The sequence below is a fragment of the Vibrio sp. Y176 genome (genome assembly GCF_033438945.1).
Map to the genome: position 1 here is coordinate 1 of NZ_JAWOQS010000092.1, position 1,203 is coordinate 1,203.

1 protein-coding gene and 1 pseudogene are annotated in these 1,203 nt (G+C 43.5%); both read left to right on the top strand.

The window, feature by feature from the left end:
- Window positions 1-197, top strand: a 197-nt coding sequence (locus tag R7O13_RS24290; protein WP_318304858.1) for a hypothetical protein, incomplete at its 5' end; no start/stop codon positions are given.
- Window positions 198-244: 47 nt separating this feature from the next.
- Window positions 245-1,156 (top strand): annotated as a pseudogene (locus R7O13_RS24295) (FAD-dependent oxidoreductase); the annotation flags it as partial.
- Between the last annotated feature and the right edge of the window lie 47 nt (window positions 1,157-1,203).

Sequence of the window (1,203 nt, forward strand, 5' to 3'; positions counted from 1 at the left end):
AAAATAGGGGTGTTTCCGCAAGCTTTACGCCATGGGTCTTAGAGTGGGATTCTTATACACAACAGGCTAAAAATTCGCTCATCAAACCACTTCGTCAAGCACTTTTTTCGCAATTTTTTTATTCCGTAAAGCAACTTTTAAAGTTATCGCAAACCCATGAACTTTTTGTGATTTTAATCATACCCAAACCCGAGTAGAATCACGGTTAGTAAAGATTTCTCCTTATAAAATTTTTAGTGAAGCAATGAAGTCTGAGTTTCTAAGTCATAAAGATAAACACATCGCCGTTGTAGGTGGTGGTGTAGCCGGTGCCACAGCCGCCATTCATTTTGCAGAGTTGGGATTCAAAGTCTCTGTTATTGAAAAGGGTGTATCGTGAGTCAACGGCCCACCCATTTGTCACCTTCATGCGGGCGGTAATTTGTATCGTGAAATTTCTGAACAACAATGTTTGGATTTGCTTACGCAATCTATAGATACGATCAGACTGTATCCTCACTCACTGAATATTCGTCCTACCATTATTGCCGTACCTCACTCTGATGGGGGTGACCCATTCGCGCTGCTGCCTCGCTTAGAGGTGATTAAAAGTGCTTACCAGGCGTTGGTCGACAAAGACGAACACAACAAAGTACTTGGCGAACCTGAAGAGTATTTCAAACTGTATTCGAAAGAAGAACTGCAGGAACTGGCAAAACAAAACCAACCAGAACATCCATCCACATTTGATGAATGGAGCATTCCTTTTGCTCAACACGCTGATTTAGAGCAATTAAAATATCCGGTCGTTGCCGTTCAGGAGTATGGTTGGAGCGTGTTCCGTTTAGCGGCTATTGCTAACTTAACCTTAGCAAAACTGCCGAATTCAAACGTGATTACTCAAGCGACACTGAATCAGGCAGATTGGCTTGGTGATCATTGGCAATTGACTTACGAACACAATGGCGTCAATTGTTTGCTTACTTGTGATTACTTAGTCAACGCATGTGGTTTCGAGACGGGAACTATTGATAACGCAGTTGGCGCTAAGCGTGACCGTTTAGTTGAATTCAAAGCCGCTTACGTGACCAAATGGAACGAATGTAACCAGCAATGGCCAGAAGTCATTTTCCACGGCCCCCGTGGCACAGATAAAGGAATGGCGCAGTTAACTCCTTAGGGAGATGGCTATTTCCAGCTGCACGGCATGACGAAAGAGATCAC